The sequence below is a fragment of the Rhodoplanes sp. Z2-YC6860 genome (genome assembly GCF_001579845.1).
In the GTDB taxonomy this organism is placed as follows: domain Bacteria; phylum Pseudomonadota; class Alphaproteobacteria; order Rhizobiales; family Xanthobacteraceae; genus Z2-YC6860.
In genome coordinates, this window is sequence record NZ_CP007440.1 from 7806338 (window position 1) to 7833106 (window position 26769).

Annotated in this window: 25 protein-coding genes; 13 read left to right on the forward strand and 12 right to left on the reverse strand. The window is 65.4% G+C overall.

Going from position 1 to position 26769, the window contains the following annotated elements; genetic code table 11:
• Nucleotides 1-31: 31 nt before the first annotated feature.
• A complete protein-coding gene (gene lepA, locus RHPLAN_RS36305) occupies nucleotides 32-1837 on the forward strand; it encodes a translation elongation factor 4 (RefSeq protein WP_068029368.1) in 1806 nt (601 codons plus the stop codon).
• Nucleotides 1838-1862: 25 nt separating this feature from the next.
• The gene (locus RHPLAN_RS36310; RefSeq protein ID WP_237179992.1) at nucleotides 1863-2222 is read left to right on the forward strand and encodes an ADP-ribosylation/crystallin J1; all 360 of its coding nucleotides are present in this window, start codon (nucleotides 1863-1865) and stop codon (nucleotides 2220-2222) included.
• Nucleotides 2223-2243: 21 nt separating this feature from the next.
• On the opposite strand, the gene RHPLAN_RS36315 is transcribed toward RHPLAN_RS36310, so the two are convergent.
• The 3 genes from RHPLAN_RS36315 to RHPLAN_RS38885 all read right to left on the reverse strand — a co-directional run bounded on the left by RHPLAN_RS36315 (nucleotide 2244) and on the right by RHPLAN_RS38885 (nucleotide 6056).
• Entirely contained in the window at nucleotides 2244-4406 is a 2163-nt protein-coding gene (locus RHPLAN_RS36315) for a putative bifunctional diguanylate cyclase/phosphodiesterase (RefSeq protein WP_084246270.1), read from the reverse strand.
• Nucleotides 4407-4738: 332 nt separating this feature from the next.
• Nucleotides 4739-5131 carry a RidA family protein gene (locus tag RHPLAN_RS36320; RefSeq protein ID WP_068029374.1) on the reverse strand — a complete coding sequence of 131 codons (393 nt, stop codon included), beginning with the start codon at nucleotides 5129-5131 and terminating at the stop codon, nucleotides 4739-4741.
• 100 nt (nucleotides 5132-5231) lie between these two features.
• A complete protein-coding gene (locus RHPLAN_RS38885) occupies nucleotides 5232-6056 on the reverse strand; it encodes a L,D-transpeptidase (protein ID WP_084246272.1) in 825 nt (274 codons plus the stop codon).
• A gap of 172 nt (nucleotides 6057-6228) precedes the next feature.
• Here RHPLAN_RS38885 and mepA point away from each other — a divergent pair, with 172 nt between their 5' ends.
• Nucleotides 6229-7146, forward strand: coding sequence for a penicillin-insensitive murein endopeptidase (gene mepA / locus RHPLAN_RS36330; RefSeq protein ID WP_068029377.1), 918 nt, complete (start codon nucleotides 6229-6231; stop codon nucleotides 7144-7146).
• Nucleotides 7147-7231: 85 nt separating this feature from the next.
• Here the strand turns inward: mepA and RHPLAN_RS36335 are convergent, their stop codons facing one another.
• Nucleotides 7232-8863, reverse strand: coding sequence for a GMC family oxidoreductase (locus RHPLAN_RS36335; RefSeq protein ID WP_068029383.1), 1632 nt, complete (start codon nucleotides 8861-8863; stop codon nucleotides 7232-7234).
• Between the two features lie 249 nt (nucleotides 8864-9112).
• On the opposite strand from RHPLAN_RS36335, the gene RHPLAN_RS36340 reads away from it, so the two are divergent.
• Nucleotides 9113-10081, forward strand: a complete 969-nt coding sequence (locus RHPLAN_RS36340; protein WP_084246274.1) for a Bug family tripartite tricarboxylate transporter substrate binding protein — start codon at nucleotides 9113-9115, stop codon at nucleotides 10079-10081.
• Between the two features lie 10 nt (nucleotides 10082-10091).
• Here the strand turns inward: RHPLAN_RS36340 and RHPLAN_RS36345 are convergent, their stop codons facing one another.
• The 3 genes from RHPLAN_RS36345 to RHPLAN_RS36355 are packed head-to-tail and all read right to left on the reverse strand — an operon-like array spanning nucleotide 10092 to nucleotide 12363.
• A complete protein-coding gene (locus RHPLAN_RS36345) occupies nucleotides 10092-10916 on the reverse strand; it encodes an ABC transporter substrate-binding protein (RefSeq protein WP_157100714.1) in 825 nt (274 codons plus the stop codon).
• Between the two features lie 17 nt (nucleotides 10917-10933).
• Nucleotides 10934-11668, reverse strand: a complete 735-nt coding sequence (locus RHPLAN_RS36350; protein ID WP_068029391.1) for an ATP-binding cassette domain-containing protein — start codon at nucleotides 11666-11668, stop codon at nucleotides 10934-10936.
• Nucleotides 11669-11670: 2 nt separating this feature from the next.
• Complete coding sequence (locus RHPLAN_RS36355) at nucleotides 11671-12363, reverse strand: ABC transporter permease (RefSeq protein ID WP_068029394.1); 693 nt, start codon at nucleotides 12361-12363, stop codon at nucleotides 11671-11673.
• Nucleotides 12364-12607: 244 nt separating this feature from the next.
• On the opposite strand from RHPLAN_RS36355, the gene RHPLAN_RS36360 reads away from it, so the two are divergent.
• The 7 genes from RHPLAN_RS36360 (at nucleotide 12608) to RHPLAN_RS36390 (ending at nucleotide 18162) form a co-directional block, all read left to right on the forward strand.
• Nucleotides 12608-13306 carry a class I SAM-dependent methyltransferase gene (locus RHPLAN_RS36360; protein WP_257730512.1) on the forward strand — a complete coding sequence of 233 codons (699 nt, stop codon included), beginning with the start codon at nucleotides 12608-12610 and terminating at the stop codon, nucleotides 13304-13306.
• A gap of 195 nt (nucleotides 13307-13501) precedes the next feature.
• The gene (gene modA, locus RHPLAN_RS36365; protein WP_068029399.1) at nucleotides 13502-14290 is read left to right on the forward strand and encodes a molybdate ABC transporter substrate-binding protein; all 789 of its coding nucleotides are present in this window, start codon (nucleotides 13502-13504) and stop codon (nucleotides 14288-14290) included.
• A gap of 52 nt (nucleotides 14291-14342) precedes the next feature.
• Nucleotides 14343-15140, forward strand: coding sequence for a molybdate ABC transporter substrate-binding protein (gene modA / locus RHPLAN_RS36370; RefSeq protein WP_068029402.1), 798 nt, complete (start codon nucleotides 14343-14345; stop codon nucleotides 15138-15140).
• 175 nt (nucleotides 15141-15315) lie between these two features.
• A complete protein-coding gene (gene modB, locus RHPLAN_RS36375; protein WP_068029405.1) occupies nucleotides 15316-16008 on the forward strand; it encodes a molybdate ABC transporter permease subunit in 693 nt (230 codons plus the stop codon).
• 2 nt (nucleotides 16009-16010) lie between these two features.
• Nucleotides 16011-16700: a molybdenum ABC transporter ATP-binding protein gene (modC, locus tag RHPLAN_RS36380; protein ID WP_084246278.1), complete on the forward strand. Its 690-nt coding sequence runs from the start codon at nucleotides 16011-16013 to the stop codon at nucleotides 16698-16700.
• Between the two features lie 19 nt (nucleotides 16701-16719).
• Nucleotides 16720-17526, forward strand: a complete 807-nt coding sequence (locus RHPLAN_RS36385) for a cobalamin-binding protein (RefSeq protein WP_068029407.1) — start codon at nucleotides 16720-16722, stop codon at nucleotides 17524-17526.
• 72 nt (nucleotides 17527-17598) lie between these two features.
• On the forward strand, nucleotides 17599-18162 hold the full coding sequence (locus RHPLAN_RS36390) for a DUF6580 family putative transport protein (RefSeq protein ID WP_157100715.1): 564 nt from the start codon (nucleotides 17599-17601) through the stop codon (nucleotides 18160-18162).
• On the opposite strand, the gene RHPLAN_RS36395 is transcribed toward RHPLAN_RS36390, so the two are convergent.
• The 3 genes from RHPLAN_RS36395 to kce form a co-directional block, all read right to left on the reverse strand.
• Nucleotides 18104-19912 (reverse strand): potassium/proton antiporter, encoded by a 1809-nt coding sequence (locus RHPLAN_RS36395; protein ID WP_068029414.1) that lies wholly within the window; start codon nucleotides 19910-19912, stop codon nucleotides 18104-18106. The genes RHPLAN_RS36390 and RHPLAN_RS36395 overlap by 59 nt on opposite strands.
• A gap of 92 nt (nucleotides 19913-20004) precedes the next feature.
• The gene (gene ybaL, locus RHPLAN_RS36400) at nucleotides 20005-21687 is read right to left on the reverse strand and encodes a YbaL family putative K(+) efflux transporter (RefSeq protein ID WP_068029418.1); all 1683 of its coding nucleotides are present in this window, start codon (nucleotides 21685-21687) and stop codon (nucleotides 20005-20007) included.
• 118 nt (nucleotides 21688-21805) lie between these two features.
• Nucleotides 21806-22738, reverse strand: a complete 933-nt coding sequence (gene kce, locus RHPLAN_RS36405; RefSeq protein ID WP_068029420.1) for a 3,5-dioxohexanoate:acetyl-CoA acetone transferase — start codon at nucleotides 22736-22738, stop codon at nucleotides 21806-21808.
• 133 nt (nucleotides 22739-22871) lie between these two features.
• Between kce and RHPLAN_RS36410 the strand changes: the two genes are divergently transcribed.
• Together RHPLAN_RS36410 and RHPLAN_RS36415 are read left to right on the forward strand one after the other, a co-directional pair.
• Nucleotides 22872-23759, forward strand: a complete 888-nt coding sequence (locus RHPLAN_RS36410) for a DMT family transporter (RefSeq protein WP_068029423.1) — start codon at nucleotides 22872-22874, stop codon at nucleotides 23757-23759.
• 91 nt (nucleotides 23760-23850) lie between these two features.
• Nucleotides 23851-25146: a mechanosensitive ion channel family protein gene (locus RHPLAN_RS36415; protein WP_068029429.1), complete on the forward strand. Its 1296-nt coding sequence runs from the start codon at nucleotides 23851-23853 to the stop codon at nucleotides 25144-25146.
• Between the two features lie 118 nt (nucleotides 25147-25264).
• On the opposite strand, the gene RHPLAN_RS36420 is transcribed toward RHPLAN_RS36415, so the two are convergent.
• Complete coding sequence (locus RHPLAN_RS36420; RefSeq protein ID WP_157100716.1) at nucleotides 25265-25558, reverse strand: MliC family protein; 294 nt, start codon at nucleotides 25556-25558, stop codon at nucleotides 25265-25267.
• Between the two features lie 27 nt (nucleotides 25559-25585).
• Nucleotides 25586-26767: a pyridoxal phosphate-dependent aminotransferase gene (locus RHPLAN_RS36425; protein WP_068029435.1), complete on the reverse strand. Its 1182-nt coding sequence runs from the start codon at nucleotides 26765-26767 to the stop codon at nucleotides 25586-25588.
• Between the last annotated feature and the right edge of the window lie 2 nt (nucleotides 26768-26769).

The window sequence follows — 26769 nt, forward strand, 5'->3', positions numbered from 1 at the left end:
CGCAACGCAGCGGCGGTGTTATCTGCGCCCCATGACGGCTCAAGCCATCGACAACATCCGCAATTTCTCGATCGTCGCCCACATCGACCACGGCAAGTCGACGCTGGCCGACCGGTTGATCCAGCTCACCGGCGCGCTCCAGGAGCGCGAAATGGTCGAGCAGGTGCTCGATTCCATGGATATCGAGCGCGAGCGCGGCATCACCATCAAGGCGCAGACCGTCCGGCTCGGCTACCGGGCCAAGGACGGCAAGGACTACATCCTCAACCTGATCGACACGCCCGGCCATGTCGACTTCGCCTATGAGGTGAACCGGTCGCTCGCCGCGGTCGAGGGCTCGCTGCTGGTGGTCGACGCGAGCCAGGGCGTCGAGGCCCAGACGCTCGCCAACGTCTATCATGCCATCGACGCCGGCCACGAGATCGTGCCGGTGCTGAACAAGGTCGACCTGCCGGCGGCCGAACCCGAGGCGGTGAAGAAGCAGATCGAGGACGTCATCGGCATCGACGCCTCGAACGCGCTGATGATCTCTGCCAAGACCGGGCTCGGCGTGCCGGACGTGCTGGAAGCGATCGTCACGCGACTGCCGCCACCCAAGGGCGATCGCAACGCGACGCTGAAGGCGTTGCTCGTCGACAGCTGGTACGACGCCTATCTCGGCGTCGTCGTGCTGGTCCGCATCGTCGACGGCACCCTGAAGAAGGGCCAGCGCGTTCGCATGATGGGCACCAACGCCGCCTACGACGTCGACCGCGTCGGCGTGTTCCGGCCCAAGCTCACGCCGGTGGACGAGCTCGGCCCGGGCGAGATCGGCTATCTCACCGCGGCGATCAAGGAAGTGGCCGACACCCGCGTCGGCGACACCATCACCGATGACCGCAAGCCGGTCTCCGAGATGCTGCCCGGCTTCAAGCCGGCCATTCCGGTGGTGTTCTGCGGCCTGTTCCCGATCGATGCCGCCGCGTTCGAAGACCTGCGTGCCGCCATGGGCCGGCTCCGCCTCAACGATGCGAGCTTCTCATTCGAGATGGAGACCAGCGCGGCGCTCGGTTTCGGCTTCCGCTGCGGCTTCCTTGGCCTCCTGCACCTCGAGATCATCCAGGAGCGGCTCGAGCGCGAGTTCAACCTCGACCTGATCGCGACCGCGCCGTCGGTCATCTACAAGATGAACCTGCGCGACGGCTCGCAGATCGAGATCCACAATCCGGTCGATATGCCGGACCCGATGAAGATCCTGGAAATCCAGGAACCATGGATCGAAGCGACGATTCTCACGCCGGACGAATATCTCGGTTCGGTGCTGAAGCTCTGCCAGGACCGCCGCGGCCAGCAGGTCGAGCTCACTTACGTGGGCACCCGCGCCATGGCGAAGTACAACCTGCCGCTCAACGAGGTGGTGTTCGATTTCTACGATCGCCTCAAGTCGGTGTCGAAGGGCTATGCCTCGTTCGACTACCATCTGACCGACTATCGCGAGGCCGACCTCGTCAAGATGTCGATCCTGGTCAACGAAGAATCGGTCGACGCACTGTCCATGCTGGTGCACCGCTCGCGCGCCGAGCAGCGCGGCCGCGCCATGGTGGAGAAGCTGAAAGAGCTGATCCCGCCGCACATGTTCCAGGTGCCGATCCAGGCCGCGATCGGCGGCAAGATCATTGCCCGCGAGACGGTGCGCGCCATGCGCAAGGACGTGACCGCCAAGTGCTATGGCGGCGACGTCAGCCGCAAGCGCAAGCTTCTCGACAAGCAGAAGAAGGGCAAGAAGAAGATGCGCCAGTACGGCAAGGTCGACATCCCGCAGGAGGCGTTCATCGCCGCCCTGAAGGTGGATGTCTGAGCCTCGGCCGGCGCCTGAGCCCCGCGTGAATCAGCCCGACGACACGATCACACTGTTCTGCTCCGTCGGCCCGGGGGAATACCTGCTCATCGAGAAATCCGGTTTCCGCGCGTTTCCGCCGCGCACCGGACAGCCGATGTTCTATCCGGTTTTGACCGAGGCCTTCGCGCTGAAGATCGCGCACGAATGGATCGTTCCGGACCTAAAAGTGGCCTACGTCACGCGCTTCAAAGTGCGGCGCGCGTATCTCTCGCGCTATCCGGTCGACAACGCCGGCGGCAAAGATCTCGACGAATATTGGATTCCCGCCGCCGACCTGCCCGAGTTCAACCAGAACATCGTCGGACCCATTGAGATCATCCGGCAATTTCACGCGGCCGGCTGAAGCTTCTCGTCGGATTGCAGGTCAAGCCGCGCGCCTGGTTTTCTGCTCCGCGAGCAGCGCCAGAATTTCCCGCTGCGGCAGCGCTTTGCTGAACAGAAAGCCCTGCCCCTCGGTGCAGCCTTCGGCTTTCAGATAGGCAAGATCGGTTTCGGTCTCGACGCCCTCCGCCGTGATCTTGATCCCTAAGCTTTCGCCGAGGCTGACGATCGCCCGCACGATGGCCTGCGAATCCGCATTGGCGCTGATGTCGTGCACGAACGAGCGGTCGATCTTGATCTTGTCGAACGGAAAGCTCCGCAGATAACTCAGCGACGAATAGCCGGTGCCGAAGTCGTCCATCGAGATTCGCACACCGAGCGCGCGGAGCGCATGCAATGTCGAGGAGACCAGCTCGCTCTTGTCGAGCAGCAACGTCTCGGTGATCTCGAGCTCGAGTCGTGTCGGCGAAAGTCCCGCCTCAGTGAGCGCATCGCGCACCGTCTGCAGCAATACGCCGTTCTTGAACTGGATCGGCGACAGATTGACCGCGACGTTAACGCCATCGGGCCAGCGCGCCGCATCGGCGCAGGCGCGCCGCAGCACGAACAGGCCAAGCTGCGAGATCAAACCGGTTTCCTCGGCGACTGGGATGAATTCTGCCGGCGAGATCATGCCGCGTTCGGGATGCGGCCAGCGGATCAGCGCCTCGAAGGCGCGGAACTCGCCGCTGTCGAGTCCGACCAACGGCTGGTAGTGCACCTCGAAGCCCCCGGCCTGCAGTGCCGTCCGCATGTCGATCTCGAGCCGCCGCCGCGACTGCACGCGTGCATCCATGTCCTGCTCGAAGAAGCAGAACGCGCCCTTGCCTTCGGCCTTGGCGCGATAGAGCGCCATGTCGGCGTTCTTGAGCAGCCGGTCGGTGTCACAGCCGTCGTCCGGAGCCAGAGCCACGCCCATGCTGGCGCCGACCGTCACGGTGTGGCCGTCGAGATCGAACGGCTCGCCGAACAGGGACAATAGCCGCGTCATGAGCTCGCTCACGTCGCCGGGCGTCTCGACATGGGATTGAAGGATGGCAAACTCGTCGCCGCCGAGCCGCGCGATGGTCTCGCGCTCCGGCAGTTCACGCCGCAGCCGCTCGCCAAGCTGCTGCAACAGCGTATCGCCGAGGGAATGGCCGAGCGTGTCGTTGACCCATTTGAAATTATCGAGGTCGAGGCAGATCACCGCAAAACCCGAGCCGCCGTGACGCAATCCGGCCAGCATCTCCTCCATGCGCAGCCGCAGCAGCACGCGGTTGGGCAATGAGGTAAGCGCATCGTGATGCGCCATGAAGGCGATGCGGGCTTCGGCGCGCTTTCGCGCCGTGATGTCGACGGCGGCAATGAGCGCGGCGCTCTGGCCCTCGTAGGTGAGCTGGCTGAAGAAGATCGCGACATCGATGATCGAGCCGCAAGCCTTGCGATGCTGCCAGGTCCGGCCGGCGCTGTCCTCGGCGGTTTTGTCGATTGTATCGAGAGCTTGGCAATCGCCCGAGTGGATGGCGCCAAGCTTCATCGCCAGCATCGCTTCGCGGCCGTAACCGTAGTGCTTCACCGCAGCATCGTTGACGGCGAGGATGCGGAAACCGTCGAGCGCATAGACGAACATCGGCACCGGATTGCCGTCGAACAGAAGGCGGAACGAGGCCTCGCGCTTCTTCATCTCGGTGATGTCGACGCGCAGGCCGATGACGCCGCCGTCGCCGGTGAGCCGCTCCTCGATCAGGATCGTACGGCCGTCGGACAGAAGCTGCTCGTGGCGGCCGGTTGGATTGTACAGCCGTTCAACGCGCTCCCTGATCCACGTCTCTTCACGGCCGAGCGCTTCAGGATAGTCGCCGCGCGCAACGCCGACCCGCAGCGTGTCCTCGAGCTTGACGCCTGGCTGGAACAGATCGGCGGAGCGCTTGTAGATGTCGGCGTATTGCTGGTTCCAGAGGATGTAGCGGCCCTCTGAGTCGAGGAACACAACGCCCTCGGGCAGGATATCGATCGCCGCGCGCAACCGGGCATGCGCCAGCCGCGCATTCTCCACCGCGATGGCCGTTTCAGCCTCGGCCCGCTCAGCGTTGCGACGGGTCGCAAGGCATTGCCGCAACCAGGCAGCGACACCGGCAAGCGTGTTTGCCGCCTTCGAACCACTGGGATGATAACGGCCAGACATACGCGCCCCCAAAGACGCATCGACACCTTCCGTGCCGACCACGCCCCTGGACTATCGGAACTACGGGCGCGCACTTAAGAACTGATGACCGCAGAATCTCGAAGCGAAAATCTGGGACAACGACGGTGCCTCAAATTTACTCGGACGTTTTTCGATTGTTGTGAAAGTTCCGTCCGTTATGGCGCGAGCAAAATCAGCTCGCATAAAATGCGAGCATCTGCGGCAACGTCAGGATTGACGATTTGCAAACATCGCGCGCAAGGTCATCAGACGTGCAGCTCCTGCACGAAATTCCGACAATCTTCGCGATGGTTAAGAAAGCGCGGATACTCTCATCCGCCGATGACCGCCACGCCCTGGATCTCGATCAGCATGCCGGGGCGCGCGAAGTTCGACACCGTGATCAGGGCGCTCGCCGGATAGTTTCCATCCGGGAAGAAATCGCGGCGCATCTCGACGAAGCGGTCGCCGTTGCGCGGATCGTTGATGAACACCGTCATGGTGACCATGTTGGCGAGGCGCCCGCCGCAGCTCTGCATCGTCTTGTCGATCAGGCTGAAGATGGTGCGCACCTGTGCATCGAAGTTGCCGGCGATGTCGTTGCCCTGCTCGTCCTGTGTGGCTGTCTGGCCGGCAAGCCAGACGGTCTTGCCGCCCTGGGTGATCACTGCGGGGGAATAGGCCCGCCGCTTCTGTTGCTCGGACTTTCCCAGGTACTCGGCCATCGCGCGTCTCCTTCAATGCACTGCGATCACTTTAGCGCAGCCCGATGCGACCGCGAAACCACGCACATGAACTGCGCGGACGTGGAAACGGAAGCGCCGCTTATTGCTGTTGAGGCGGCAGCTTGACCGGCTCGGAGCCCGCCGAAGCGAGCGACGGCGGCTCGGCCGGCCGCGTGGCCAGCGCGCCCATGGTGCCGGGCGGTGCGTCGACCATGCGCTCCATCAGCACTCGGTCGGGCTTTTTCGCGGTTGCCACGACCGGCGTCGCAGCACTCTGCTTCGGCGCAGCGACGACCGGCAGACTCGCCTTGATCGGCGCCGCAGCGGCGGGCTTCGCGTCCGGAACGGCGACCGGCTTTGCTTCCGGTTTCGGTTCGGGCGCAGCTTGCAGGTTCAGCGCGGGGGCAGCTTCAGGCTTGCTCTCCGGCGTTCTCTCAGGTTTGGGCGCAAGCTTGGCGAGGTCCGGCCAGCCCGAATGGGTCACGATGATCGTCGTGTCCGCCTTGCCCCGCGACTGCACCAGCTTGAACAATGTCGCGGCATTCGCGGGAGCAAGCCGCACGCAGCCGTGCGACGCGCTGGTGCCGAGCCGCGAAACATATTGTGTGCCGTGAATCGCAATGCCTTTGCTTTCGTCGAAGAAGATCGAATGCGGCATCGGCGACATGTCGTACTTGTGCGAGAACCACGACTTCTCCAGCCGCTGCGGACGGTAGGTGCCGGCCTTGGGCGCGCCGCCGGTGCCGGTCGAGACCTTCCAGACGTATTCCTGCTTGCCGTCCACCGTGACGGCCATACGCTGGGCGGCCTTATCGACGGCGATGACGACGTCGGCCCCTGCGGGGCTCGCACAGATGACAACGCTGGCAAAGACGCAGCCCGATATCTGGCCCGCCACACCGGCCGCGCCGAAACCGCGACGCATCAGTCCCTCCGACAGCCCCCGATTCGCCCAATCCGAACGAGAGTTTCGCAACCTTCTGTGACATGTAAAGCGCATACACCCTGGAATAGGTGCATAAAATCGGCTGCGACTTTCACGTCACAGTGAGGGCAGGCATAATTGTCGGCCTGTGGGGCGCTGGGTAAATTGGCACATGTCGAAGCTGGCCACCTTGCTGGCGTGGAGTGCGGCCCTGCTGATCGCAGGATGCGGCCTCGCCTCCGCGCAAGACCTCGGCACCCTCAATCCCAAGCCGCTGCCGCCGCTCGAACATATCGACGCCAACACGCCGGCCAAGGAGCAGTTCGGCCGCAAGACCACGCCTCTGGCCACCACGACGCCGCGCTCGATCGGCTACTACACCCACGGCTGCCTCGCCGGCGGTGAGGCGCTGCCGATCAACGGCCCGACATGGCAGGTGATGCGGCTGTCGCGCAACCGCAACTGGGGCCATCCGGAGCTCATCAAGGTCATAGAGCGGCTCGCCAACAAGGCACCGTCGATCGGCTGGAGCGGCTTCCTGATCGGCGACATGGCGCAGCCGCGCGGCGGCCCGATGATCAACGGGCATTGGAGCCATCAGGTCGGGCTCGATGCCGACGCCTGGCTGATGCCGATGCCGAACCGTGAGCTTTCGCGCGAGGAGCGCGAGACGATGATGTCGACCAACGTGGTCAACGATCAGTGGACCGACGTCAATCCGAAGATCTGGTCGGAGAAATACATCGCTCTGTACAAGATGCTCGCCCAGGATCCCGAGGTCGAGCGCGTGCTCGCCAATCCGGCGATCAAGAAGGCGCTATGCCGCGACGTGAAGGGCGATCGCTCCTGGCTGCACAAGATCCGCCCGGTGCTTGGCCACAACTATCACTTCCACATCCGCATCCGTTGTCCGAAGGACAGCCCGGACTGCAAGGCGCAGCCCACGACCCCGACCGACGAAGGCTGCGGCAAGGACCTCGACTGGTGGTTCGTCAAGAAGAACCTCGATGTGCCGAAGGGCACGACGTCGAAGCCGATCCTGATGTCAGCGCTGCCGCCCGCCTGCCGGCAGGTTTTGTCGGGGCAATGATACAGCCCGCTCGCTGAGATTCCCCCTCATCCCGACCTTCTCCCCGCACGCTGGAAGAAGGAGCGCACCACCAATGACGCAGCATTCAGCGCCGCGCGTCCTCGCGAATCATCGTCGCGGCTTTCTCGGCGATCATGATGGTCGGCGAATTGGTGTTGCCGGACGTGATGGTCGGCATCACCGACGCATCGACCACGCGCAATCGTTCGATGCCGAACACCCGCAAGCGCTCGTCGACCACGGCCATCGGATCGCTCGGCAGGCCCATCTTCGCGGTGCCGACCGGATGAAAGATCGTGGTGCCGATGTCGCCTGCGGATTTCGCCAGCGCCGCGTCGTCGCTGTCCCGCACCTGCTCGCCCGGCAGATATTCGACCGGCTGGAACGCCTTGAGCGCCGGCTGCGAAACGATCTGCCGCGTGACGCGGATCGAGTCGGCGGCGACACGCTTGTCCTCATCGGTCGCAAGATAATTCGGCTGGATCGCCGGCGCGTCGGCCGGATTGGGCGACTTCAGCCGGATGTGGCCGCGGCTGGTCGGATGCAAATTGGCGACACTCGCGGTGAACGCCGGGAAGCTGTGCAGCGGCTCGCCGAAGCGATCGAGCGAAAGCGGCTGCACGTGATACTGGATGTTGGCGCGTTCGCGGTTCTTGTCGGAGCGGGTGACGACGCCAAGCTGCGACGGCGCCATGGTCAATGGCCCGCGTCGGCGCAACGCGTAGTCGAGGAAGATCTGCGCGCGGCCGAACATCGAAGCGTACATTTCGTTCAGCGTCTTCACGCCGGCGACCTTGTAGATCATCCGAAGCTGCAGATGGTCCTGCAGGTTCTCGCCGACTCCGGCCTTGTCGAGCACCACCGGAATGCCGAAGTCCGAAAGCTGCGCGGCCGGACCTATGCCCGAAAGCAGCATCGCCTGCACCGAGCCGATCGAGCCGGCCGACAAGACCACCTCGCCCCGGCAGCGCGCAAGCCTGGTCTCGCCGTTCTGACGGAAGCGCACGCCGTTGGCGCGCTTGCCGTCGAAGGTGACACGCTCGACCAGGCAGCCGGTTTCGAGTCGCAGATTTGGCCGCGTCAGCGCCGGTTTCAAAAAGCCGCGTGCCGCCGACCAGCGGCGGCCGAGCTTCTGGTTGACGTGATAGGGCGCCGAACCCTCGTTGTCGCCGGTGTTGAAGTCGACGATCTGCCGGATGCCGGCCTGCTCGGCGGCGGTGCGGAACGCGTCGAGCAGATCCCAACGCACACGCGGATGCTCGACCCGCCATTCGCCACCGACCGCATGATGCTCCCCCGCGCCGAGGAAATGGTGCTCGTGTTGCTTGAAGACCGGCAGCACGTCGTTCCAGCCCCAGCCGGTGAGACCGAGCTGCCGCCAATGATCGTAATCGGCGGCCTGGCCGCGCATGTAGATCATGGCGTTGATCGCCGAAGAGCCGCCGATCACCTTGCCGCGCGGATAGGCCAGCGCGCGGCCGTTCAGCCCCGGCACCGGCTCGGTCTTGAACATCCAGTCGGAGCGCGGATTGCCGATGGCGAACAGATAGCCGACCGGGATGTGAAACCAGATCCAGTTGTCGCGGCCGCCGGCTTCGAGCAGCAGCACGCGTTTGCCTGGATCGGCCGACAGGCGATTCGCCAGCACGCAGCCGGCTGAGCCTGCCCCGATAATGATGTAATCGTATTCGCCGTCCATCGGCGTGGCGTCTGACATGGGAGCTCCAACGGATGTCCGCTGAGTGTGCGGCGGCGAGGGTTGTGAGGCAATCAGTCGTTCGCATAACGACGCGGCAGGCGCCGGGGTCGCGTCAAACCGGGCAAGGCGTGCCGGTTCATGGATTGGGATGTGGGACGGGAAAAACGCAATTGGCCAAACGCAGCCCATCCACACTGTGACGAAATGCGCCGGGCAAAGCGTCGAATGCGCCGCGTTAAGATGGCGCGATGGTCTCAGGAGCCTGGCATGGCCTTGTTGTTACGCGTTGGAATCGCGATTGCCGCAATGCTGGTCGCGGCGCCTGTGTCGGCGCAAACCTTCCCCGACCGGCCGATCCGGCTGGTTGCACCCTTCCCTGCGGGCGGCCTCGCCGACGTGCTGGCACGCGCCGTCGGCGACGAGATGTCGAAGAGCCTCGGCCAGCCGGTGATCGTCGAGAACCGGCCAGGCGCCGGCGGCAACACCGGCGCCGATGCCGTGGCAAAGGCCGCGCCCGATGGCACCACGCTCCTGATGTCGTCGGCCGGCATTCTCACCGCCAATCCGTTTCTCTATCCGAAAATGCCGTTCGACGTCGAAACTGCGTTCGTGCCGGTCTCGAACGTCGCCGACATGTCGATGCTGGTGGTGACGCGCGCCAACCTCGAGCAGAAATCGCTCCGCGATCTTGTCACCTTTGCCCATGCCCATCCGGGCCAACTCACCTTCGGCTCGGCGGGCATCGGCACGACCGGTCATCTCGGGCTTGCGATGTTCATGCACGCGGCCGGGATCAAGCTCACGCACGTGCCGTATCGCGGCGCGGCGCCGGCGGTCAACGATCTGATCGCAGGCCAGATCGATGGCGTCGTCGACAACCCACCGACCGTGCTGCCGCACATCGCGAGCGGTCGGCTGCGCGCGCTCGCCGTGGCCGCCCGGGAGCGCTTGCCGCTCCTACCGGATGTGCCGACCGCGGCCGAGGCCGGCGTGGCGCACTACGAGGCATCGTCCTGGTTCGGCATTATGGCACCTGCCGGCACGCCCGCGCCGATCGTCGAGCGGCTGCACAAGGAGATCGCCGCGGCGGTGCGGACGTCCACGATGCAGCAGCGTTTCGCCAGTTCCGGCGCGCGTCTGCTTGGCGACACACCGGCCGAGTTCGCGGCGCGGATCAAGACAGAACGCGCGATGTGGGGCGAAGTGATCCGCGCGGCCGGCATCAAGGCCGAGTAATGCGGTCTCCCTACACCCCCGGCTCGGCGGCGTTGGGGTAGAAAAGCTGCTCGCCGTTGATCTTGTAGCCGGCGATGGCGCGCTGGCCTTCGGGCGAGACAAGCCAGTCGACGAACCGCTGGCCGAGCTCCTTCTTGACCGTCGGATGCTTGTCCGGATTGACCAGCATGACGCCGTATTGATTGAACATCCGCTTGTCGCCCTCGACCGCGATGACGAGATCGCCGCGATTCTTGAAGGCGAGCCAGGTGCCGCGGTCCGACAGCACATAGGCGTTCGAGGCCGATGCGGTGTTGAGCGCCGCGCCCATGCCCTGGCCGATCGCCTTGTACCAGGGCCCCTTGTCGTGCTCGATGTCGATGCCCGCCGTCTTCCAGAGTGCGAGCTCGGCGATATGCGTACCGCTCCGATCGCCGCGCGATATGAACGGCGCCGCCTTGTCCCTGATCGCTTTCAACGCCGTGACGATGTCTTTGCCGCTTTTGATGCCGGCCGGATCGTTCGCAGGTCCGATCAGGACGAAATCATTGTACATCACCGGGAAGCGCTTCACGCCGAAACCCTCGGCGAGAAACTTCTCCTCGGCGGACTTGGCGTGCACGAACACCACGTCGGCGTCACCACGACGCGCGGTGTCGAGCGCCTGGCCGGTGCCCTGCGCCACGACTTTCACGTCGATGCCGGTTTTCTGTTTGAAGATCGGCAGCAGGTACCCAAACAAGCCGGAGTCCTGCGTCGACGTCGTGGAAGCAACGACGATGGATTGCTCCTGCGCCGTCGCGGGCGACACGACCAGCAGCGCACCCAGCACCAGCATCAGACGGCGAGACAGCATCGGCATTCTCCTTACACTCACAACAGCAGATCGCCCGCGAGGAATGCCCTCGCCTCGCCGGTCTGCGGCGAACGGAAAAACGTTTCGGCCGGTCCCGCCTCGACCGCACGGCCGCGATGCAGGAACACCACGTCGCCGGCGAGCCTGCGCGCCTCGCCGAGATCGTGCGTCGCCATCACGACTTTCACGCCGCGGGCTGCAACGGCGCGGATGATGTCCTCGATTGCCTTGGTGACAGCGGGATCGAGGCTTGCGGTCGGCTCATCGAGCAACAGCACCGACGGATCGCGCGCCAGCGCGCGGGCCAGCGCCAGCCGCTGCTGCTCGCCACCGGACAAGCGGCGTGCCGGGCGCGACGCCAGCGCGTCCAGTCCGACAAGCGACAGCAGCTCGGCAAGCCGCGCTTCGTGCCGGCCGCTGTCGATATGTGCGGCCTGCAAGGCATAGCGGATGTTGCTCGCGACACTGCGCCGGAGCATCGCCGGGCGCTGGAACACGATGGCGCGGCGCGCGGGCGAGGCCTCGATAGCGCCATCCCAGGTGATACGGCCCGACGACGGCGGCAGAAGGCCCATGACAACACGCAATAATGTGGTCTTGCCCGAGCCGTTCGGGCCGATCAGCACGGTCGGGGCGCCGGGCGCAATCACCAGCGAGATGCGGTCGAGCATTGTCACTTGGCCGGTTCCTTGCCCGGCGCACACCGTGACATCGTCCAATCGAATGGGCAGATCGGCCGGCATCGCGCGCATTGCTATCCCGCCAGCCGTTCGCCGGCGCGGCGCAGCAGCCAGGCACAGGCATTGATCAGAACGACGATCGCGATGAGCACCAGGCCGAGCCCAATCGCGAGCGGCAGATCGCCCTTCGAGGTCTCGAGCGCGATCGCCGTCGTCATTGTCCGGGTGAAGCCTTCGATGTTGCCACCGACGATGATGATGGCGCCGACTTCGGCCGCGGCGCGGCCGAAGCCCGCGAGCAACGCGACCACGAGGCTGAAGCGACCTTCCCAGATCAGGGTCAGCACGCGGGCCAACGGACCGACGTTCATGGCGTTCAGTTCGTCGCGGTATTCAGTCCAGAGGTCCTCGATGGTCTGTCGCGCGAGGGCGGCGATGATCGGCGTCACCAGGATGGTCTGCGCCACCACCATCGCGGTGGGCGTGAAGAGAAGTCCCCAGGCGCCGAGCGGACCGGAGCGCGACAACAGCAGATACACCGCGAGCCCGACCACCACCGGCGGCAGGCCCATCAACGCATTGAGCAGCACGATGACCGCCTCGCGGCCGCGAAAGCGCGTCAGTGCGATCAACGCGCCCAACGGAATGCCGATCAATGCCGCGAGCACGACCGCGCCGATGCTGACCGCGAGCGACAGCCGCACGATGGCGAGCAGTGTGGGATCGCCAGTCAAGACCAGTTGCAGGGCGGAGACGTCGGAACGCATCGAAAGACAGTTACCGCGAATCCCGGGATCGACCAATCGAGAGCTTCGATGGATCGATCGGATTTGACGTCGCAGCGCGTCGACTTGGCCTGCAGTCCCCTGCATTGATAGGTTGGCAGCGACGGAGACTTGCCTTGTCCAATCCTGCCCCGACCGCCTCAGCCTATGTTGCGACTGACGGCGCCGCCTACGACATTTTCCTCGGCCGCTGGACGCAACGGCTGTCGGAGCCGTTTCTCGATTCATCGCGCCGCCCGACGGCGCGTTGCTCGACGCGGGTTGCGGCACCGGCAGTCTCTCGCGGGCGATGAAGAAGCGCTGGCCGGATCGCACAGTGAGCGGTGTCGATCTCGCGCCGGCTTACGTGGCGTTTGCGCGCGAGCAGTCGGACGCAATCGACTACAAGGTGTCCGACGTAGCGGCTCTGCCGCACCGGAGCCGCACATTCGCTGCGGTCGCTGCCCAACTGGTGCTGAACTTCGTCGCCGACCCGCGCCACACGCTGCAGGAGTTGATGCGCGTCACACGGCCAGGTGGCATCGTCGCAGCCTCGGTCTGGGACTTCCGCGGCGGGCTGATCTTTCAGCGCATGTTCTGGGACACCGCCGCGGGTATCGATCCCGGCGCGGGCCGCACCCGGGACAAGTTGTTCTCCGGCGCGCTGGCGCTGCCCGACGGCCTGCTGAAACTGTTCGAGCAGAGCGGCCTGAGGGATGTGCAGCGCGGCTCGCTGACCATCCGCATGGACTACGCCAACTTCGACGACTATTGGGGGCCGCTGCTTGGCGGCCAGGGTCCGGTTGGCACTTACGTCATCGGGCTCGATCCCGCCATCCGAGCCCGGATCGAGGACGCGGTCCGCCTGGCATTTCTCTCAGGTGCACCCGATGGGTTGCGCTCGCTGACCGCAACCGCCTGGGCCGTCCGCGGACGGGTGTCGTAAACCCTGCATTCTGCAAAGGACACGACATAAGGCCGCGTCTGCCCTGCGGCATTGCGGCTTTACCTGACGGCCGTCGTGTTGATAAAAACCCTGCCAAGACCGCGGGGCGCTGGGCGCGCGCCGATGTCGATCGGAACGGCGGTTCCGGCACAGTCGAATCCTTCAAAACACGGCCCCGTGCCGCGGAGAACCGCTATGCTTAGACGCGCCTTTTCGCTGTCCACTCTCGCCCTCGTCGTCACCCTCACGGCGCTGCCTGCTCGCGCACAGGAGGTGACGCTGACTGCGTTCGCCGCGGCTTCGATGAAGAACGCGGTCGACGACATCAACGCGGCCTTCACCAAGGAAAGCAAAATCAAGGTGGTGTCGAGCTACGCGGCGTCCTCGGCGCTGGCGAAGCAGATGGAGGCCGGCGCCCCGGCCGATCTGTTCGCCTCGGCCGACCTCGAATGGATGGACTACGTCCAGCAGAAGAAGCTGATCAAGGACGACACCCGCATCAACTTGCTGGGCAACCGGCTGGTGCTGATCGCGCCGAAGGACTCCAAGCTCAGCAACGTCACCATCGGCCAGGGCTTCGACCTCGCCAAGCTCGCCGGCGACGGCCGTATCGCCACCGGCGATGTGCGCGCGGTTCCGGTCGGCAAGTACGCCAAGGCGGCGCTGGAGAAGCTTGGATCGTGGCAGGCCGCGGAGCCCAAGTTCGCGATGGCTGACAATGTGCGCGCGGCGCTGACGCTCGTCGGCCGCGGCGAGGCCGTGCTCGGCATCGTCTATGAGACCGACGCCAAGGTCGAGCCGAACGTGAAGATCATCGCGCACTTCCCGGAGGACTCGCATCCGGCTATCATCTATCCGGTGGCGCTCACCGCGACCGCCAAGCCGGAAGCCGCGAAGTACCTCGCCTTCATGCGCTCCAACGCCGCGAAGGCGATCTTCGAGAAGTACGGCTTCACGGTGCTGGCGGCCAAGCCGGCGACCTGACGACTCCTGACCAGCGATGGACGGCGGGCCTCCCGCCGGTCCACAATGTTGGATGACCCAACGCATCGTTCTGATCTGTCTCGCGGTCCTGCTCGGCGCACTTCCGGCGCGCGGGCAGGACGCTCGTTTGCAGGACGCCCCCGTCAGCGCCACCGTGTTTGCGGCGGCGTCGGTGAAGAATGCGCTCGACGACATTATTGCAGCCTATGGCCGCAACACCGGCCGCAAGGTCGTGGCCAGCTATGCGGCCTCGTCGGCGCTGGCCAAGCAGATCGAGGAGGGCGCGCCGGCCGATATCTTCATCTCGGCCGATCAGGACTGGATGGATTACGCGGCACAAAAGAAGCTGATCGCGCCGAAATCGCGGTTCAATCTCCTGGGCAACAGGCTGGTGCTGATTGCGCCGAAAGACACGAAGCTCGCGGACGTGAAAATCGGTCCGGGCTTCGATATCGCCAAGCTTGCCGGCGATGGCCGGATCGCGGTCGGCGATGTACGAGCGGTGCCGGCCGGAAAATACGCAAAAGCCGCGCTGGAAAAGCTCGGTGCATGGAGCGCAGCCGAGCCGAAGCTTGCGCCGGCCGAGAATGTGCGCGCCGCGCTGATGCTGGTCGCTCATGGCGGAGCCTCGCTCGGCATCGTCTACGAGACCGACGCCAAGATCGAGCCCGAGGTGAAGATCGTCGGGCGGTTTCCCGAGAGCTCGCATCCGCCGATCGTTTATCCGGCGGCGCAGGTCGTGAAGGCCAAGCCGGATTCGGCGAAATTCTTCATGTTCCTTCTCTCTGGCACCGCCCTCGTGCTCTTCGAGCGTCACGGCTTCACATATCTGGTGAAGGCCGGGCCGTGAGGTTAGCGACGACGGGCAGGCTCGTGTCCCGGATGCGTTGCAGCGCGAGCGCAGCGAAGCGTTGCGACGCTGATCCGGGACCCCGGTTTCGATCCGTCGTGCGGCAAGCCAACCGGGGTCCCGGGTCTGCAGCGCGGCACTTCGCGCCGCACTGCGCCCGGGACACGCGCCGCTGATGCCTAGCCTCACACCCGAAGAGTGGATCGCCGTCGAGCTGTCGCTGCGCATCGCACTCGTGGCGACGCTCATCGCGCTGCCGTTCGGGCTCGCCATCGCCTGGCTGCTGGCCCGCAAGGAATTCTGGGGCAAGGCGTTGCTCGACGGCATCGTGCATCTGCCGCTGGTGCTGCCGCCGGTCGTCACCGGTTACCTGCTGCTGATCACATTCGGCCGCCGCGGACTCGTCGGCGGCCTCCTCGCCGACATCGGCATCGTGTTCTCGTTCCGCTGGACCGGTGCGGCGCTGGCCTGCGGTGTGATGGGCTTCCCGCTCCTCGTGCGCGCCATCCGGCTGTCGTTCGAGGCGATCGACCGCAAACTCGAAGATGCCGCCTCGACGCTCGGCGCCAGCACGTTCTGGACCTTTGCCACCGTCACGCTGCCGCTCGCCTTGCCCGGCATCATCGCCGGCATGGTGCTGTGCTTCGCCAAGGCGCTCGGCGAGTTCGGCGCCACCATCACCTTCGTCTCCAACATTCCCGGCGAGACCCAGACCATCTCGGCCGCGATCTACACCTTCACGCAAATCCCCGGCGGCGACGCCGCGGCATTCCGGCTGGTGATCATCGCGGTGGTGATCGCGCTGATTGCGCTGATCGCCTCCGAATGGTTCGCGCGGCGCGCCGGCATGCGCTACCACGGAGACTGACCATGCTGTCGGTCGACGTCGACAAGCGGCTGGGCGAGGTGCAGATCGCCGCGAAGTTCACCACCACCGGCGGCGCCACCGCGCTGTTCGGGCCGTCCGGCGCCGGCAAGACTTCGATCATCAACATGATCGCGGGACTGCTGAGACCCGACCGCGGCCGCGTCGCGCTCGACGACACCGTGCTGTTCGATTCAGGCGCACGGATCAACGTGCCGGCCCATCGCCGCCGCATCGGCTATGTGTTCCAGGAGGGCCGGCTGTTCCCGCATATGAGCGTAGCGCAGAATCTCGACTACGGCCGCTGGGCGAGCGGCTTGCCGCGTGACGAGGCCGAGCGCGAGCGGGTGATCGCGCTGGTCAATATCGGCGCATTGTTAAACCGCCGGCCAGGCAAATTGTCCGGCGGCGAGCGTCAACGCGTGGCTCTCGGACGCGCACTGATCATGAAGCCGCGGTTGCTGCTGCTCGACGAGCCGCTCGCCTCGCTCGACCGCGCCCGCAAGCTCGAAATCCTGCCGTATCTGGCGCGGCTGCGCGACGAAGCGCGCGTGCCGATGATCTATGTCAGCCACCAGATGGTGGAGATCCAGAAGCTGTGCTCCCAGGTGATACGGATCGAGGACGGCCATGCCGAGCCCGTCGATCTCGACGTGCTGCTGAAGCCTTCGGAAGAGATCGAGCTGCCGCACTAGCACATGCTAAGCTGCGGCGATGTTTCCGCCCCAACGCATCGTCTGCCTCACCGAGGAAACCGTCGAGACGCTTTACTTGCTCGGCGAGGAGCGTCGCATTGCCGGGGTCTCGGGCTACGCGGTGCGGCCGCCGCAGGTGCGGCGGGAGAAACCCCGTGTCTCGGCCTTCATCTCGGCCGACGTGCCGAAGATCATGGCGCTCGATCCAGACCTGGTGCTGACCTTCTCGGACCTGCAGGCCGACATCGCGGCGGAACTCATTCGCGACGGTGTCGCGGTGCATGCCTTCAACCAGCGCGACGTCGCGGGCATTCTCGCGATGATCCGCACGCTCGGTGCGCTGGTCGGCGCGAGCGACAAGGCCGAGGCGCTGGCGCAATCGCTGGAGCAGCGCGTCGCTGCGGCACGCGAACGCGCCGCGCGGCTGCCGCAAAAACCGCGGGTCTATTTCGAGGAATGGGACGAGCCGATGATCTCCGGCATCGGCTGGGTGTCGGAGCTGGTCGCGACGGCGGGCGGTATCGATGTGTTCCCGGGCCTGGCTTCGAAAAAGAGCGCCAAGGAGCGGATCGTCACCGCCGAGCAGGTGATCGCGGCCAAGCCCGATATCGTGATCGGCTCCTGGTGCGGCAAGAAGTTCAATTCCGCCAGATTTGCAGCCCGGCCGGGTTTTGACGCCCTGCCTGCGGTCCGCGACGGCTTCCTCCGCGAGGTCAAATCGACGCTCATCCTCCAGCCTGGACCCGCGGCGCTGACCGACGGCTTCGATGCGCTGGAAAAGGTCGTTGGCGAGTGGGCCGCGCGGCAACGGGCTCAAGTCGCCTAAATCGGGCCACCGTGCTAAACTATCGCTTCGATGGAACTTGGCCCATGCAACCGGGCCATGGAATTTGGCCCGATGACCGACCGAACCGATCCCAGCACCCGTTCGCTTCGCGCCGATCTGCTGCTGGCGTTCGCCCTGATCGCGCTCTGTGTCGCGGCGCGACTCCTGCCGCACGTGCAGAACTTCTCGCCGGTCGCGGCGGCCGCCCTGTTCGCTGGCGCCGTGATGGGCCGGCGCTCGCTCGCCGTGATAGTGCCGCTCGCCGCCATGCTGATCGGCGATCTGGCGCTCGGCTTCTACCATTGGCAGGTGATGGCCACGGTCTATGCGGCGCTCGCCGTGCCGGCACTGATCGGCATGATCGGCCGGCGCTACGGCCTGTGGCTGACCGCGATCGGCGGCGCGCTCGGCTCGGCGCTCATTTTCTTCGTCATCACCAACTTCGCGGTCTGGGCCTTCAGCGGCATGTACAGCCTCGACAGCGCAGGCCTCGTGCAGTGCTATATCGCGGGCCTGCCGTACCTGAAGTACACGGCCGCGGGCGATCTCTTCTGGAGCGTGGCGCTGTTCGCCTCGCTCACCGTCCTCGGCGCCGCAGCCAGGCCCATGCGCGGCGCGCACCACGCCGTCCTCTGACAAAAACCTTCTCGAGGAAGCTCCGCGGCGGCCGTTCCGGCTCGGCAAGCTGAAGACCGACCGTCATGACGCGCTCGTTGGTCACCGTGTGCGCCACGAGCTTCACCGGGCCGAGCGGGATGACGTCATTCGGCCGCGGCGCGTGCTTGATGAAATACAGCGCAAAATAGTCGGCAAGCGGCGTCTGCGCGTCCTCCGGCGGAATCGGCAGACCATAGATTTCCCCGAGCGCGCCAAGCGTGATTTCGCCCGGCACGAAGAAGTCCTCGACCAGATTGGCGTCGGCCGCGGCCTGCGGCGGCCGCTCGGCGAAGAAACGATCCAGCGCCTGGACACGGTCGGGCGGCGCAAGGAAATAGACGTGATCGCCCGCGCGGATTTCCGCGGCCTCCTCCGGCGTGTGGACGCGATCGTCGCGCACCACGAGCGTCAGCTTGGCCCATGACGGTTTGACGCCGCGCCGCAGATACGGGCTGTCGGCCACCACCGCATAGCCGACCAGTTCCTGTTTCAGCGTGCCAGGCAGGTCGAGCTCGGTCCGGCGGGCGTCGACGTCGGTGCGCGGCATGCCGATGCGGAGAAACCGCGCCGCATCGGCGATGGTCCAGCCCTGGATGGCGAGCGAGAGCATCACCACCACGAAGGCCACATCGAAATAGAAATGCGCGCCGGGAAGCCCGACCAGCATCGGCACGGCCGCGAGGAAAACCGAAACCGCACCGCGCAGCCCGACCCAGGAGATGAACAGCTTCTCGCGCATGCTGAAACGGAACGGCGCGAGGCAGAGCATCACGGCGGCGGGCCGCGCGATGAGCATCAGCATCAGCGCCACCATCAACGCCGGAAGGAGCCGCTGCGGCAGCCGCTCGGGCCAGGCCAGGAGACCGAGCAGCACGAACATGGCGATCTGGGCGAGCCAGGTCGCGGCATCGAGGAAGGTCACGATGGTGCTGTGGGCGCGCGTCTCGCGATTGCCGACGACGAGGCCCGCGATATAGACCGCAAGAAAGCCCGAGCCGTGCATCGCCTCAGCCAGGCCGAAGGTTACGAGCGCGCCGGCCGCCACGAACGGCGCGTGCATGCCCTGAGGCAATTCCAGTTTATTGAGCACCAGCACCATGGCGTGCCCGCCGAGCCAGCCGATCAGGCCGCCGAGCACGGCTTTCTCGATCAGGAGCGAGGCGATCTCGTTCCAGGGCTTGTGGCCGGAGAACAGGATCTCGACCAGCACGATGGTGAGGAAGATCGCGAACGGGTCGTTGATGCCGGATTCGACCTCCAGCGTGGCGCTGACGCGAGGCCGGAGCCTCAGCCCCTTGGCGTGGAGCAGGAAGAACACGGCCGCGGCATCGGTCGAGGCCATCACGGCGCCGACCAGGAGCGATTCGGTCCAGGTGGTGCCGAGCATCCAGAGCGCCATCGGCGCGGTCAGCGTCGCGGAGATCAGCACGCCCACGGTGGCGAGCAGGCCCGCGGGTCCCAGCACGTTGCGGAAGGTCGCGAATTTGGTGCGCAAACCGCCGTCGAACAGGATCAGGCCCAGCGCCACGCAGCCGACCGTGTAGGCGGTTCGCACGTCATCGAACTTGACGCCGCCGATGCCGGATTCGCCGGCGAGCAGGCCGACCACCAGGAAGACCAGCAGCAAAGGGGCGCCGAATCGCAGCGCCACCAGGCTCGACATGATGCCGGCCAGCACCAGGACCGCGCCGAACAGAATTGTGATGCTGACTGAATCGATCGAGGCCATCGCCGCGCCCTACACACGTCTATTGAAAGGACGCAGCCGCGGAACGCAATGAAAAATCCGTGACGCGCCTTCGAAACCCGCGCGGCGCGGCGTCACGTCATCGATGGAATGCCGGCGATCATCGCCTTGGCGGTCTCGTGCTCGCTCATCACCACGGCGGTCGCGCCGTGCTTCTTCAGGTGCTCGATCTCGGCTTTGGAATGCGCTCGCGCCACGATGACGAGACCGGGGTTGAGCTTGCGACCCTGGTCGACCACCTGCCCGCCCTCGAAGGCGTCCGGGATCGCGACCAGGAGGCAGCGCGCCGCCGACAGATTGGCCGCGGCCACGATCTCGGGATCGGCCGCGTTGCCTTCGATGGCCTCGAGGCCCTGCTGGCGCGCCTGTTCGATGTGGCTCGGATCGCTGTCGATCACAAGCATCGGCACGCCGGACGGCTGCATCGTTTCGCTGATGAAACCGCCGACCCGGCCATGGCCGACCAATACGATATGGCCGGTCAGCGCCGTCACCGGTACGGGCTCTCGCGGCCCGTCGGCTCCGGCCGCGGGCGCCAATGCGGGCTTTGCCGCGTCGGATTTCGCGGCGCTGGGCTTCGCCAAGAAACGATCCAGCAGAACGAACAGGAACGGATTGATGAGAATCGACAGGATCGCGCCGGCCAGTATCAGGTCGCGGCCGCGGTCCGGCATCAGGGCGAGCGAGACGCCGAGGCCGGCCAGGATGAACGAGAACTCGCCGATCTGCGCGAGACTCGCCGAGATCGTCAGCGCCGTTGCGTGTGAGTGGCCGAAAACACGGACGATGACATAAGCCGCCGCCGATTTGCCGATGATGATGATGGCGAGCACGGCGAGCACATATGCCCAATCCTTCACCACGATGCTCGGATCGAACAGCATCCCGACCGAGATGAAGAACAGAACCGCGAAGGCGTCGCGCAGCGGCAGCGATTCGCTCGCCGCCCGATGGCTCAGCTCGGACTCGCTCAGGATCATGCCGGCGAAGAAGGCGCCGAGTGCAAACGACACATCGAACAGCGTGGCCGCGCCGTAGGCCACGCCCAGCGCAATGGCGAGCACCGCGAGACGGAACAATTCGCGCGAGCCGGTGTGCGCGACGTAATGCAGGAGCCACGGGATGGCTCGACGGCCGATCACCAGCATGATCACGACAAAGGCAATCACCTTGCCCAGCGTCAGCAACAGCGGCAGGCCCAGGGTGACGAAGTCGGCGCCGGCCTGGCCCTTGAGGATGCCGGCCAGCGGCGGCAGCAGCACCAAGGTGAGCACCATCGCGATGTCTTCGACGATCAGCCAGCCGACCGCGATGCGGCCGCGCTCCGTCTCGATCAGGCGGCGCTCCTGCAGGGCACGCAGCAGCACCACGGTGCTGGCGACCGACAGCGCCAGCCCGAACACCAGACCCGCACCGAAGCTCCAGCCGAGCGTATAGGCGAGCGCGATTCCGAGCAGCGTCGCGATCGCGATCTGGCCGACCGCGCCGGGAATGGCCAGTGCCCGGACCGAGAGCAGGTCGTTGAGCGAGAAATGCAGGCCAACGCCAAACATCAGCAGAATCACGCCGATTTCGGCGAGCTGGTCGGCCAAGGCCTGGTCGCCGGTGAATCCCGGCGTGAAGGGGCCCATCAGCACGCCGGCGAGCAGATAGCCGACCAGCGGCGAGGCCTTGAGCCGGTGTGCGACGGCGCCCAGCGCGAAGGCCAGGACCAGTCCAACGACGATTGTCGCGATCAACGGGGTGTGATGCGGCATCGGTTACGATGAACCGCACATTCGCGTCGCATGCAAGCGCGGATTGCGCGTCAAAGACGCGCGCGAACGCGCCTGTGGCGCACCCCGGAATGACCGCGTGGTGAGATGTCGCCCGCCGCTAGAAATTCACCTTGTCGCCGCCTTTGAGCGACAGAATTTCCCGCGCGTCTTCAGGGGTCGCGATCTCGAGCCCCAGGCCTTCGAGGATCTGGCGGACCTTCTTGACCTGCTGGGCATTGCTTTCGGCGAGCTTGCCCGGGCCGAGCCAGAGCGAGTCCTCCATGCCGACCCGCACATTGCCGCCCATCGCCGCCGCCTGGGCCGCGATCCGCATCTGGGACGCTCCGGCACCCAATACCGACCAGTGATAGTTGTCGCCGAGGAGCCGGTCGGCCGTGCGCTTCATCATGATGACGTCCTCGGGATGCGTGCCGATGCCGCCCAGGATGCCGAACACCGACTGCACGAACAGCGGCGGCTTCACCACGCCGCGGTCCAGGAAGTGCTTCAACGTATAGAGATGGCCGATGTCGTAGCACTCGATCTCAAACCGGGTGTCGTTGCCGGCGCAGGTGGTGAGGATGTACTCGATGTCGGCGAGCGTGTTCTTGAACATGCCCTTGCGGGTGCCTTCGAGATACGGCTCCTCCCAGTCGTGTTTGAATTTGCCCTTGTAGCGCGGGATCATCGGGTAAAGCCCGAAGTTCATCGTGCCCATGTTGAGCGAGGCAATCTCCGGCTTGAAGGTCGCGGCCGGCTTGACCCGCTCCTCGGCCGACATGGTCGGCGCGCCGCCGGTGGTGATGTTCACCACCACGGGGGAACGCTGCTTGATCACCTTCAAAAACGGCGCAAAGGCCTCGGGCGTTTGATCGGGGCGGCCGTCCTGCGGATTGCGCGCGTGCAGGTGCACCACCGCGGCGCCGGCTTCGGCGGCGCCAATCGCGGCGTCGGCGATCTGCTGGGCGGTGATCGGCAGATGCGGCGACATCGACGGCGTGTGGATCGAGCCGGTGACGGCGCAGGTGATGATGACCTTGTTCTTGGCCACGGTTCTCTCCCTTGAGGTTTGCGGCGAAGCTTAAGCAAACCCGGACCGGTTGCGAAAGAGGCCCGCATCGCGGTGCAAGCCATGCAGCGGTATCGCTGGCAACGTCCCACCACAAAGCGTAAGTGTCCCGGCGATGACAACGGCGCCCGCATCCCGGTACACCGCCATCGGCGTCCTGTGCGGCGTTGGCGCTGCGGTGCTGTGGGCCGCGGGTTTCGTCGCCGCGCGGCACGGCATCGACCAGGGCCTGACGGCCGCCGACATCACCTTCCACCGCTGCTTCTGGGCAGGGCTCATTTTCCTGCCGATGGCCTGGCGCGACGGTCTCGCCGATCTCAACGGCATCGGCTGGGGCCGCGGCCTCATCCTGACGTTCCTCGGTGGGCCGGGCATCGCCTTTGCGAGCTATTCGGGTTTTCACCTTGTGCCGCTCGGCCATGGCGGCGTGATCCAGCCCTCCTGCGCGGCGCTGTTCGGGCTGCTGCTCGCGACCGTGGTGCTGATGGAACGGCTGCCGGTGCGGCGCGCCATCGGCGCCGGAGTGATCGTCACAGGCCTCGCGGTGATCGGCGCGGAAGCCATCGCCACCATCGGCGCCCATGGCCTCCTCGGCGACGGGCTGTTCGCGCTGGCCGGTCTGATGTTCGCGAGCTTCGGCACGCTGCTGCGGAAATGGCGGGTGCCACCGATGCGCGCCACCGTCGCGGTCAGCGTCGTGTCGCTCGTCATCCTGCCGATCTATTGGATCGCGGTCGGCTTCGACCGCATCATCGCGATGGGCTTCTGGGAGAACCTGCTTCAGGCGGTCTTCCAGGGCCTGATGGCCGGGCCCGGCGCGATCTACCTCTTTACCCGCTCGATCGTGATGCTCGGCGCCGGCCGGGCGGCGGTGTTTCCGACGCTGGTGCCGCCTTGCGTGCTGCTGATCGGCTGGCTCGCGCTCGGCATCGTGCCGACCGGCCTGCAACTCGTGGGTCTCCTCATCGTGCTCCTGGGATTCCGCTTCACCCAAGGAAAATGACAAAGAAACCAACGGCTGGAGCCGACTTTACCGCCTGTGCGGTCCGCAGCGAATCGCGTTTAATCCCGCTGCCATTGACGCGCTGGCAGGCATGAATCCGGACGATCTCGAAAACGCCACGACGGCGATCATCACGACCATTCGCACGACGCTGCGCACTGAGCTGACGTCGGTCTGGCTGCCGCTTCAGCTTGGCGACATCGCGTTGACGGCGCTGGTGGCGATCGCGATCGCTGCGCTGGTGCGCCGGCGCTTCGACCTTTCCGCAGCGACCATGGGCTGGCCGGCCTATCTGCGGCTTGCCATCCGCGCGCTCATCGACAACTTCGCGGTGCTGATCTTCATCCTGCTGATCATCGTCACGCGCGCGAGCCTCGAAGCGTCGCTCAGCCATGCGCGCACGTATCTGCTGCTGGTTGCGACCAATCTCGCCACCGCCTGGGTCGTGATCGCAATCGTCACCAGCCTGATCCGCAATCACTTCATCAACCGCATCGTCGCGGTCGCGGCCTGGACCATCGCGGCGCTCAGCATTCTCGGACTGCTCGATGCGACCTCGGCGGCGCTCGATGCCCGCGGGCTGATGGTCGGCGGCATCCGGGTGACGCCGCTCTTGATCATCAAGACCACGGCGCTGCTGCTGGTCGCGATCTGGGCCGCGAGCACGACGAGCAATTTCCTGGAACGGCGGGTGCAAGCGTCGTCCGACCTGACGCCGTCGGTGCAGGTGCTGCTCAGCAAGCTGATCCGCATCGCCATGATGGCGATCGCCGTTGTTGTGGTGCTGAGCGCGTCCGGCATCGACCTGTCGGTGCTGGCGGTGCTCACGGGTGCGATCGGCGTCGGCGTGGGCCTCGGCCTGCAGAAGATGGTCTCGAACTTCGTCAGCGGGATCATGCTGCTCGCCGACAAGTCGATCAAACCGGGCGACGTGATTTCGATCGGCGACCATTTCGGCTGGGTCACCAACATGGGCACCCGCTACACCTCGGTCGATCTCAAGGACGGGCGCGAGCTCCTGGTGCCGAACGAGGACCTGGTGACGCAGCGGGTGATCAACTGGTCCTACACCAGCGACCGCATGCAGCTGCAGATCAAATTCTCGACGAGCTACGACACGCCGATCGGCAAGACCCAAGCCGCGGCCGTCGAGGCGGCGCTCAGCGTTGCGCAAGTGCTGAAGGAACCCGCGCCGTCGTGCCACATCACCGCGTTCGGCGCGACCGCGCTGGAATATGTGCTGTGGGCCTGGATCAGCAGCGCATCGGAGGGCCCGACGCGGGTGCGCAGCGCCATGATGATCGCGATGTGGGACACGTTCGAGCGCCAGGGCGTGGTGATCCCGAAGCCCGGGCCGTCGCACATCGTGCTCGACAAGGCGCCGTAAGCCGCCGCTGTCATTCCGGCGCGCGGACGAAGTCCGCGAACCCGGAATCCAGCAAAGCAGCGACTGCCTATTCCGGGTTCGCCGCTTCGCGGCGCCCCGGAATGACTCGCGGAGGGAGCTATTTCACCTGGCACTCGACCGACGTCTTGCCGGCGCGCTTGATGGTCGCGGCGCCGTTTTTCTTCATCGCAAACGTCGTGCCGTTTTTCGAGAAGCGCTGGCTGGTCAGCGAGAAGCGCTTCGGCAGATCCAGCGACTTGCCGTCGAACTGCAGGAAGGCGGCTTTGGTCTCGGGATAGAAGCCCACCTCGAAGGTCCCGCCGTCCTTGCATTCGTAGTGATAGAACGTCTGCGCCTGAGCCGACACCGCACTGGCCACAAGGACGCTAAACGCCAAAAGCATCCGTTTCATTGTTGTTCTTCCCCCGCGCGACGCCCGTCACGCCGCCTTGCGGCTTGCCAGGAACTGCCCCATGCGATCCAGCGCCTTCAGGATGTTTTCCGTCGAGTTGGCGTAGGACAGCCGCAGATAGCCCTCACCGAGAATGCCGAAATCCGGCCCGCCGATGGTGACGACACCGGTGTCGTTGAGCAGCGCGGTGGCCAGATCCTTGGCCTTCCAACCGGTGCGCTTAACGTTCGGAAACGCGTAGAACGCGCCCTTCGGCACCGTGCAGGACACGCCGGGAAGCTTGTTCAGGCCTTCGACCACAACCTTCCGGCGCTTGTCGAACTCGGCGACCATCTTGTCCGCTTCGTCCTGCGGACCGGTGAGCGCCGCAAGCCCGGCATATTGCGCCGACGCGTTGACGCAGGAATGCAGATTGACCGAAAGCTTGCGCGCATAGTCGTAGAGCTTGCTGGGCCACACCGCGTAGCCCAGCCGCCAACCGGTCATGGCGTAGGTCTTGGACCAGCCGTTGAGCAGGATCAGCCGGTCGCGGATCGACGGATAGGACAGCAGGCAGACGTGCTGCTCGCCGTCATAGACCATGTGGTCGTAGATCTCGTCCGACATCACGCAGACGTCCGGAAACTTTTCCAGGCCCGCGACGAGCTTGTCGATCTCGCTCTTCGGCGTGACGCCGCCGGTCGGGTTGGCCGGCGAGTTGATGATGAGCAGCCGGGTCTGCGGCGTGATCAGCTTCAGCGTCTCCTCCGCCGAGAAGGCAAAGCCGTTCTCCTCGCGGATCGGCACGGGAATCGGCCGCGCGCCGGTGTATTCGATCATCGAGCGATAGATAGGGAAGCCCGGGTCTGGATAGAGGATGTCCACGCCCGGTTCGCCGAACATCAGGATCGACATGAACATGGTCGGCTTGCCGCCCGGCATGATCATCACGCTGTCCGGCGACACCTCGACCTTGAAACGCTTGTGCAGGTCGGCCGCCACCGCCTCGCGAAGCTGCGGGATGCCGTTGGCCGGCGTGTAGCCATGGTGACCGTCGCGCAGCGCCTTGATGGCGGCCTCGACGATGAAATCAGGCGTGCGGAAATCCGGCTGGCCGATGCCAAGACTGATGATATCGCGGCCTTGCGCCGCCAGCGCATTGGCGCGGGCCAGCACCGCGAATGCGTTTTCCTCGCCGATGCGGTCGAAATTGGCGACTGTACGAAGCATGA